The sequence below is a fragment of the Shewanella sp. 0m-8 genome (assembly GCF_052977265.1).
The window spans coordinates 78,328-87,781 of record NZ_JBRIMB010000015.1 but is presented as its reverse complement, the minus strand read 5'-3'; the positions used below and the strand labels follow the sequence as shown (position 1 = coordinate 87,781).

The 9,454-nt window shown below is 44.5% G+C and carries 6 protein-coding genes and 1 riboswitch; of the genes, 4 read left to right on the top strand and 2 right to left on the bottom strand.

Annotated elements, in window-relative coordinates:
- Positions 1 to 372: 372 nt before the first annotated feature.
- Both ACVBIO_RS09990 and lepB read left to right on the top strand, forming a co-directional pair.
- Complete coding sequence (locus tag ACVBIO_RS09990; RefSeq protein ID WP_447172501.1) at positions 373 to 1,128, top strand: hypothetical protein; 756 nt, start codon at positions 373 to 375, stop codon at positions 1,126 to 1,128.
- Between the two features lie 158 nt (positions 1,129 to 1,286).
- Positions 1,287 to 1,946 (top strand): signal peptidase I, encoded by a 660-nt coding sequence (lepB, locus tag ACVBIO_RS09985; protein WP_447164158.1) that lies wholly within the window; start codon positions 1,287 to 1,289, stop codon positions 1,944 to 1,946.
- Between the two features lie 84 nt (positions 1,947 to 2,030).
- On the opposite strand, the gene ACVBIO_RS09980 is transcribed toward lepB, so the two are convergent.
- Positions 2,031 to 2,348: a GIY-YIG nuclease family protein gene (locus ACVBIO_RS09980; RefSeq protein WP_447170383.1), complete on the bottom strand. Its 318-nt coding sequence runs from the start codon at positions 2,346 to 2,348 to the stop codon at positions 2,031 to 2,033.
- Entirely contained in the window at positions 2,348 to 4,534 is a 2,187-nt protein-coding gene (locus tag ACVBIO_RS09975; RefSeq protein ID WP_447161068.1) for a S9 family peptidase, read from the bottom strand. The genes ACVBIO_RS09980 and ACVBIO_RS09975 overlap by 1 nt, the downstream gene beginning before the upstream one ends.
- 174 nt (positions 4,535 to 4,708) lie before the next feature.
- A riboswitch (FMN riboswitch) is annotated at positions 4,709 to 4,975 on the top strand.
- 163 nt (positions 4,976 to 5,138) lie between these two features.
- Between ACVBIO_RS09975 and ribB the strand changes: the two genes are divergently transcribed.
- The gene (gene ribB, locus ACVBIO_RS09970; RefSeq protein WP_447161067.1) at positions 5,139 to 5,777 is read left to right on the top strand and encodes a 3,4-dihydroxy-2-butanone-4-phosphate synthase; all 639 of its coding nucleotides are present in this window, start codon (positions 5,139 to 5,141) and stop codon (positions 5,775 to 5,777) included.
- 293 nt (positions 5,778 to 6,070) lie between these two features.
- Complete coding sequence (locus ACVBIO_RS09965; RefSeq protein WP_447172500.1) at positions 6,071 to 9,301, top strand: EAL domain-containing protein; 3,231 nt, start codon at positions 6,071 to 6,073, stop codon at positions 9,299 to 9,301.
- The last annotated feature ends 153 nt before the right edge of the window (positions 9,302 to 9,454 follow it).

The following is a 9,454-nucleotide window of genomic DNA, read 5'->3' as shown; positions in this document are numbered from 1 at the left end:
GTTCTAGGTTCTAGGTTCTAGGTTCTAGGTTCTAGGTTCTAGGTTCTAGGTTCTAGGTTCTAGGTTCTAGGTTCTAGGTTCTAGGTTCTAGGTTCTAGGTTCTAGGTTCTAGGTTCTAGGTTCTAGGTTCTAGGTTCTAGAACTATTGTTAACCAAGCGTTTGAGTCAATTCACTAATAATTAGCTTTTTACTCTAAGTGTATAAGTAAATTCACCACACAAAACCAAACAACATAAAGATAACATAACCAAAACAATTAGATACTGTACTGGCACGTTTTCTGCTTATTCACTGCTAGACAACATTACCAGCAGCTTAGTAAAAGCTGAACTTAGATCTTAAGATCTGAATAATAAAAGGAAGTTAATCCCATGAAATCAACCTCGACTCTGCTTGCCACCGTTATTGCTATTTCTCTTTCTGGTTGCATCATCAATGTTAACGGCGCTAGCGCGGGGCCACTAAACCACCAAAAGAAACAACTTCAAATTGATGCCACGCAGATTGATACCTTGATCGCTGAAACTGGCGCTGGCGATCTCAACATCCAAGGGGTCGATGGCCTAACACAAATTATGGTTAGCGCAGATATCTACAGCTATGGCGATATCGAAAGTAACCTCAGTCTCGAACAAAATGGCACTAAGGTCACTCTGATTGCAAACTTCGATAGCAGCATTAACTTTCAGCGCTCCCCCTATATCGACCTTACGATTCAAGTTCCTAGCAGCATGATGCTAGACATTGATGATGGCTCGGGTGATATCGAAATCAAGAATGTCTCTGCAAATATCAAAGTAGATGATGGCTCTGGCGATATGTGGATAAAGGGCGGTAAAGACCTTGATATTCAAGATGGTTCCGGCTCTGTTGAAATCAGTAACACTACTGGCAAGCTCACCTTAGAAGACGGCTCGGGTTCTATAACGTTATCTGATATTGGCGGCGATACCCATATCGATGATGGTTCAGGTGACTTAAGCGTGCACAACGTTAACGGCCGCGTAGTGATTGATGACGGTTCGGGTGATATCGATGTCGACAATACCCTAGGTTTAAGCATTATCGAATCAGGCTCTGGCGATCTTAGCATTGATAACATCAACGGCGCTGTCAGCATGCACTAATACCTATCCATATAAAGATACCTCTACGTATTAAGCACTTCGATAGAGGCAATACCTTCCCGGCGCAGGCACTGCGATCTGCTAGACAGATTTAGCCTTACTGTTTAGCAGATCCCAGTGCCCTGCCCACCTAATGACATAATCAAAGGAATTGATTGATGAACAAACTAAAACAGCTTTGGAAAAATAACCGTCAGTTAGTGATTTTCATTGTGTTAATGTCTGTTTTTAGAAGTGCTGTCGCAGACTGGTACTCAGTGCCCACAGGATCGATGCAGCCCACCATCAAAGAAGGCGACCGTATTGTGGTGGATAAAATGGCCTATGATTTACGCTTGCCCTTTACTCAAATCTCATTAGCCACAATAGGCGAGCCAGAGCGTGGTGACATCGTTGTGTTTGAATCAACCGCTGCCAATAAACGCTTAATCAAACGCGTTATCGGCCTACCCGGTGACGCGGTTAGTTTGCGCAACGAAGTGCTGTTGATTAATGACGAAGCATTAGCTTATTCAGTGGTATCTGAAAACCATCAAGAGTTAATTGCCAAAGAAGACCTCAACGGCTTATCCCATAGCATCCGGATTGAAAAGGATGCCAGCGATAGCCTAAGCCACTTCAATACCCTGACCGTACCTGACAAGCACTACTTAGTTATGGGTGATAACCGCCGTAATAGCGCCGACTCTCGGGTTTATGGATTTGTACCTAGAAATGAACTTAAAGGTAAGGCGACTCGCGTCGCATTTTCACTGGATTATGAAGACCGCTATATGCCACGTGAAGAACGATTTTTTACGAGCCTTTATACCGATTAAACTCGCTTCACTTAACTCAACTTAACCCTGCTAAGTAAATCATCTGAATGGCGTAACCTCAGTGAATGGTTACGCCATAAATGCTCACTCTTGCGTGGCTATCAAAGCGAGCTTCTTGGCTCTTGGCCACTTTTTTAACACTATCTCACGCTTAAGCGCATCGGAGTGACTGCCCACAGTTTCAAAGTAAGCTAGAGTCAGCGGCCCTTTTCCGCGCAAAAACTTAGCCGATTTAGCACTACCACTTTGATGCTCGGCAAAGCGGCGTTCCACATCGGTGGTCACGCCCGTGTACAGGTGCCCATTGGCACAGCGCACCATATACAAATACCACTGCTGCGGTTGACTATTTTTAGGCTCAGAGCCATTTTCAGGCTCTGTGATCTGCTCTGTTGCTGCCATTAACGGCTAACACTAGTGGTAACGGTTTGTTTGTGCTGGTCGTCTTGCTCAGCCTTATCATCCAGCCCTAGCAAACCGATAAAGAAGGCATACTCTTTAGCCGTATCCTCATATTGGCGATAGCGGCCACTCTTGCCACCGTGCCCTGCTTCCATATCGGTATCAAACAACAACATATTAGCGTCTGTCTTCACCTCACGCAGCTTGGCTACCCACTTTGCTGGCTCAAAGTACTGTACTTGTGAATCGTGTAATCCCGTCGTCACTAGCAGATGTGGGTAGGCTTGGGCGCTAATATTGTCGTAAGGGGCATAGCTGAGCATATAGTCAAAATAGACTTTCTCATTCGGGTTACCCCACTCATCATATTCATTGGTGGTGAGCGGAATCGACTCATCAAGCATGGTGGTAACCACATCGACAAACGGCACATGAGCAGCCACGGCAAAGTAACGTTCCGGTGCCTGATTGATAACGCCACCCATAAGTAGGCCACCCGCACTGCCACCAGCAGCAACCACTTTATCTTTTGCGCCGTAACCTTGCTCGGTCAGTGCCTTAGTCACATCGACAAAATCATTAAAGCTGTTTTGCTTATTGAGCATTCTGCCGTCGTCATACCAAGCTCTGCCAAGCATTTCTGAACCTCGTACATGGGCGATAGCATAAACCACACCACGATCGAGCAAGCTTAGCGCTGATGAGCTAAAATCTGGCTCTACGGTATAACCATAGGATCCGTAGCCATACTGATACAGTGGATTAGTACCATCTTTATTAAACTTATCTTTGCGATACACTAAGGTTACTGGCACCTCTTTACCGTCACGAGCCTCGATAAATAAACGCTCTGCCTGATAGTCATCGGCATCAAACTCACCCAGCACTTTTTCTTGCTTAAGCAGTTGGCGCTCATTTGGCTGAGTTAACGCATACTCATACACAGATTCAGGCGTGGTCGGGCTTGAATAGTATATTCGCAGCTTGTCACTCTGCTGACTGGCATTAACATCGAAGCCCACAACATAAGCGGGATCGTTAAAGGCTAATTCAAATTCGGCTTGGCCATTAAACGGATACACGCGAATATGGCTAATGCCTCGCTCGCGTGTTTGCACCACCATGTAATCTTCAAGCAGAAGCACATCTTCAATACGGGAGTTGAGATCATGAGCGATTACATCTTGCCAAGCGCTCTTGTCGGCAGCCTGGCTAATAGCCACCTTCATCAAGCGGAAGTTGCTTGCCTGCCAGTTCGTCAGAATGTAATAGCTGTCGCCTAACTTAGATACCGAATACTCATGACCCTCTTCTCGCGGCAATACTGGCGCAAATTGTGTGAGTGGCTGACTGGCATCTAACATGCTCATTTCACTGGTAACGGTACTTTCGGCATGTAACACAATCACTGACTCATCGAGAGACTTACCTAAGCTGATGTAGAAGGTATCATCTTGCTCTTCATACACTAAGACATCATCAGCCTGACTGGTACCGAGTTTATGACGGAACACCTGATAGCCAAGTAGCGTTTGTGGGTCTTTGGCAATATAGAACAGATGCTGATTGTCGTTTGCCCACACCACGGCGCCATCGGTGCCCTCAAGCTTATCGGCCATCAATTCGCCAGTGGTGAGATCTTTAAAGTACAAGCTGTAGATACGACGGCTTAATAGGTCTTCAGCAAATACCAGCTTAGTTTCATCTGGGCTCACCGATACACCGCCCAAGCCATAAAAGTCTTTGCTCTCGGCGCGAAGATTCACATCTAATAAGATTTGCTCTTGCTGGCTGTCTAACGCTGTTTTACGCGCAATAACCGGGTATTCAAACCCTTGCTTGTAATAGCGGTAATACCAATGGTTATGCCAGAAGTACGGCACACTCGACTCATCCTTATCGAGTCGCCCCACCAGCTCATCAAACAAACGCTGCTTAAGTCCGTCAAAGGGTTTGAACTGCTCTTTGGTATAGCTGTTTTCAGCATTGAGATGCGCGATAACCTTGGCATCTTTACGCTCATCGTCTCGCATCCAGTAATAATCATCGACACGAGTGACACCATGTAGCGTCATTGTGTGGGGTACTTTGTCAGCTTTAGGAGCTTCTACAGGTTTTTTTGAGGTCATATTATTACATCCAAATAGCAATATAGCGCTAAGTGTGAGAGCTGAAATCAATTTCATCTAACGCATCCTTGTGCATTCTCAATCGGTATTATTTGTGTCTTTTGCTGGAAGTCCGCTAGTTTTTTGCGCTATTTCGCCATTTTTGCGGCCCAGCTTGTCATTTTACATAAATAGGGGCAACATAACGCCACTTGGCTAATTTGTTAATCAATTCATTAATCATTAGCCAAGAATAATTCTCAGGGCGGGGTGAAACTCCCCACCGGCGGTAAGTTATATCGTGATAGTAATCACCATATAAAAGCCCGCGAGCGCCTAGTTTAGGCTATTTAATATCAATAAAAATAGCGTAAAGATTAACTAGGGTCAGCAGATCTGGTAAACAGACTTTACCTATGACGCCTGTCATCGATGAGGTTGCACCTACTCCAGAGCCGACGGTAATGAGTACTGATTAACGATATTCAGTACACTGAGTCCGGATGAAAGAGAATATAAGAATAAGCGCGTGATCCGTTAAGCCTTACAGGCTTTGTGGCGCACTTCGCGCAGCTCTTATTATGCACATCAACTAATGTCGATATTTTGGCTTAGGCTATGTGCCATTTTCTGTACGCCCTGATTCTGGCCAACCCAATGTCGTATTTTAAGGATGTTATCCATGAATCAGTCTTTACTTGCCCCTTATGGCAATGCAATCGAACGTGTAAATGCAGCACTTAACGCACTACGCCAAGGCAAAGGTGTGTTAGTTGTTGATGATGAAGATCGTGAAAACGAAGGCGATCTTATTTACTCGGCAGAAACACTCACTAATGAACAGATGGCACTGCTTATTCGCGAGTGTAGCGGTATAGTTTGCCTCTGCCTGACCGATGAACGTATCGAGCAGTTACAACTCCCTCCAATGGTAAGCGATAACAATAGCCAATATGGCACCGCGTTTACCGTGAGTATCGAGGCTAAAGAAGGTGTAACCACAGGTGTGTCAGCCGCAGACCGTGTTACCACTATCAAAGCTGCGATTGCCGATAACGCTAAGCCTGATGACTTAGCACGCCCAGGTCATGTTTACCCTCTACGTGCTCGCCCAGGTGGAGTATTAGAGCGCCGCGGTCATACCGAAGGCACTGTCGATCTGATGAAACTTGCAGGCCTTAAGCCGTTTGGCGTGCTTTGTGAAGTCACACTTGTTGATGGCACTATGGCTCGCCTGCCTGAAATCATTGAGTTTGGTCAGCAGCACAATATGCCGGTACTGACTATCGAAGATATTGTGGCCTACCGAAATACTCAGTAATACCCTACCGCATTAATACCGCACATTAATCCAGACAGTCACCTATTAAGTGGCTGTCTTTGTAAGAGTTAATCGTCATCCAGCAACATTATGTATATTAAATACATAATCAAACTAATTGATTAGTGAAATATTTCTGCTAACCAACTAAATTCGTGACCTAGATTAGACTTTGTTGAATTAACTGAGACACCCTTTTATTTCTATGGTTATTATCTAACGCTCTTTTTTATTCTCACTTTCCGTCACGGCCACCAGAGCCGACATGTTGTCCTGCGGAGGATCTGCGCCGAATGCTACCCGTATTAAGTCGATTGAGCTTAAAACAGAAGCTATTTCTATCAGCCTCTTTACCAATGCTTATCTTGGTATTGCTCGCGATTGTGAGTGCAACAACACTCATCAAGCAGTATCAGCACGCTTCAGCCAATGTTCTCACCACCAAAGTGACCTTAGGCATAGAGAACGTTATCTATGAGCTACAAAAAGAACGGGGACTCTCAGCCGGGTATCTTAGTAGCAATGGGCACTTGTTTGAGGATGAATTACAGCAACAATGGCTCATTACTGACAGGGCGTTTCAAACATTCATTTTCAACTCGGCTCTTACAGAAACCATCAATACCGTCAAAAACGATAGTGTGCTGTTTGATGCACTTAAAGAGCAGATCAGTAAAGCCAGTATAGAGCTGCAACAATTAAGCACGGCTCGACAAAACATTAGCGAATTGAAAACTCCCGAATCCTTCGATTTCTATTCAAAACTCACTCAAAAGCTCATCAACATCATCTCCCAGTTACGCTTTAAGAGTGACAACTCTTATCAAGTACTGGTGCAGTCTGATTTGATTAGTATGCTCAAGATCCAAGAGCTCTCAGGCCAAGAGCGCGGCCTAATCAATAAACTCCTTTCTGCGCCATATATCGACCCTGCAGCATTTAAAGCGATAGCCCAGGTAAGAAATCAACTCGATAACGCCATTACCAATGCTTTCTCAACCATGACGCCAGATAATCGCATTAAGTTTAATGAGCTAATCAACAGTCAAGAACAGCAGCTCATCTCCAATTATCGCAAGCAGCTACAACAACAGATAGACTTGGTAGAACAAGCAGGCTTTATTAGTGATCTTGTCGGGTATGATGGCCTTAACTATAACTTTAATGGCTACCTCACGACGTTAGATCCTGCTTATCTTTCCAGCTTCAAACAAAATCACCTTGCCCTAAAAGCCACGTTTGAGCAGATCATAAATAATAATAACCTGACGCCAAAGCAACAAGAGCTGATCCAATCATTGGAGCTAACGGCACAGCGATATCAAGAATATGTTAGCCAGACCGAGTCAACTCAACACCCAACCACTACAACACTTGAGCTGCTTACTCAAGATATTGCCTTACACGACAGCTTGTACTTGCTACAACACCAAGCTCCACTGATTAGCAGTGAAGATTGGTGGACTGCTACCACTGCTGGCATTGATAGCCTGCACCAAATTAATACCCAGCTCACCGAAAAAATTGCGCGCCAAAACGAAATAGAGAAACAGCAGATCCTCTCTTTGCTCTATATTAGCTTTTTTGCAGGTCTACTCTTCTTCTATCTCGTTTATTTACTGAGTAGAAGTATCGCCAATAACCTTATCGACTCAGTCAGCGGCATAGTAAATGATGTCGAGCAGCTCGCAAAAGACCCTAGCCTAGAGCTTGATTTAACCGTAAAGGGAAGTGATGAGCTAGCCCAAATTTCAGTCGCGGTAAACCAGATGGTCTCCGAGCGAATGAAATCAAAACGTGCACTGCACCAAGCCTCTGCCGTATTCAGGCATTCAGCAGAAGCCATCATGGTAACCGATGCCAAAAACCGCATTGAACTGGTTAACCCTGCATTTACTAAGATCACCGGTTATACCCTTGACGATGTAAAAGGCAAAAACCCAAGCGTATTAAGCTCAGCGCACCACAATAACCATTTTTACTCAGGCTTGTGGCACGCTTTATCAGATAGAAATAGCTGGGAAGGTGAGATCTGGAACAAACGTAAAGATGGTCAAATCTATCCTGAATACCTTAAGATCACAGCGGTAAAGAATAGCCAGAATGAAACCATTCAACACATTGGCCTATTTTTAGATATCAGTAACAACAAACAGTATGAGCAGGACCTTTGGTATAAAACGAATTACGATTCTTTGACTAAGTTGCCGAATCGGCATCTATTCTCGTTACGCCTACAACAAGCGATTGATAGTGCTCAGCAGGAAAACAATCAGGTCGCCCTCTTCTTTATCGATCTTGACCGCTTTAAGTTTATCAATGAGCTCCATGGGCACGCCGCAGGCAATAAGATCCTTAAGCAATCAGCAACACGCCTTGAGTCAGTATTAGGGCCTAACGACTCCATTGCCCGTATCGGTGGCGATGAATTTGTCATTATCTCGCCGCAATCAAACATATCCAACAGTACTGAAATACAAGCACAAAAACTCAGTGATGTGTTATCTAAGCCCTTTATATTAGATGGCAAAGAAACCAATATCTCATCCAGTTTTGGCATCGCCTTTTTCCCAGAAGATGGCCAAGATATAGAGATGCTACTACGTAATTCAGAAACGGCTATGTATCAAGCCAAGCGCGATGGCCGTGCGCATTTTCAATATTTTTCTCCTGAGATGAATGTCGAAATGTTAGCACGTATGCATTTAGAGCAAAGGTTACGTAAAGCGGTAAAACTTAACGAGTTCTACATGGAGTACCAACCCGTTATTGACATGTATAGCGGCAAAACAACCAGCGTAGAAGCCTTGATCCGCTGGCGAGATCCAGATTACGGCATCATATCTCCCAGCACGTTTATTCCGATTGCCGAAGAGACAGGATTGATCGAACCTCTGGGAGAATGGATCATACATCAGGCGCTCTCGGATCTTGCCCAGCTGCACGCCCAAGGTTTACCAATCAACATGGCAATTAACGTGTCTGCTCGTCAATGCATCAACTCAAAAGAGTTGAGTTTGTATGACCTGCTCAAGCAGGGGCTAGCAGAACATGCGATCTCAGCTAAGAACGTCCATATTGAGATCACTGAGAGCATGCTAATTGAGGATAAACCCCGTTGCTTGCAGATCTTAGAATCAATAAGGCAGCTTGGTGTCGATATCTACCTCGATGATTTTGGCACAGGCTATTCCGCTCTTAGTTATCTGACACAATGCCCTATTTCTGTCATTAAAATAGATAAAAGCTTCATTGATAACGTGTTGAGCAATCAATCTGATGCAAAGTTGATTACCGCGATAGTGATGATGGCACAAAGTTTGGAAATGCCACTCGTGGCAGAAGGAATTGAAACTGTCGAGCAGTGGAATTTTTTACGCGATTTAGGCTGTGACTACGCTCAAGGATACTTGATGTCGAAACCGCTGACGAAAGCCGACTTGGTTGTTTTTTTGCAGCAGGCTAGGCCTTTCCAGTATCTGAATCTCAATACCGAACAGGCTCCAATCAGCATCAGCAAGTGATCCACTCAGGGCGCTTTTTAGCTGGCTAACTCGGTCAAGAAGGATGGATGCTGGAATGCTTGCTACTTTATGTAAGCGATTCAACACTGAAGTCTTAAATATTCTTACGCATACAAAAAAGAGCAGCTAAGCTGCTCTTTTATATTCTTTTAA

Bases quoted from the DNA above. Each gene is read 5' to 3' on its own strand.
- ACVBIO_RS09990 (WP_447172501.1), top strand. From the start codon at position 373: ATGAAATCAACCTCGACTCTGCTTGCCACCGTTATTGCTATTTCTCTT.
- lepB (WP_447164158.1), top strand. From the start codon at position 1,287: ATGAACAAACTAAAACAGCTTTGGAAAAATAACCGTCAGTTAGTGATT.
- ACVBIO_RS09980 (WP_447170383.1), bottom strand. From the start codon at position 2,348: ATGGCAGCAACAGAGCAGATCACAGAGCCTGAAAATGGCTCTGAGCCT.
- ACVBIO_RS09975 (WP_447161068.1), bottom strand. From the start codon at position 4,534: ATGAAATTGATTTCAGCTCTCACACTTAGCGCTATATTGCTATTTGGA.
- ribB (WP_447161067.1), top strand. From the start codon at position 5,139: ATGAATCAGTCTTTACTTGCCCCTTATGGCAATGCAATCGAACGTGTA.
- ACVBIO_RS09965 (WP_447172500.1), top strand. From the start codon at position 6,071: ATGCTACCCGTATTAAGTCGATTGAGCTTAAAACAGAAGCTATTTCTA.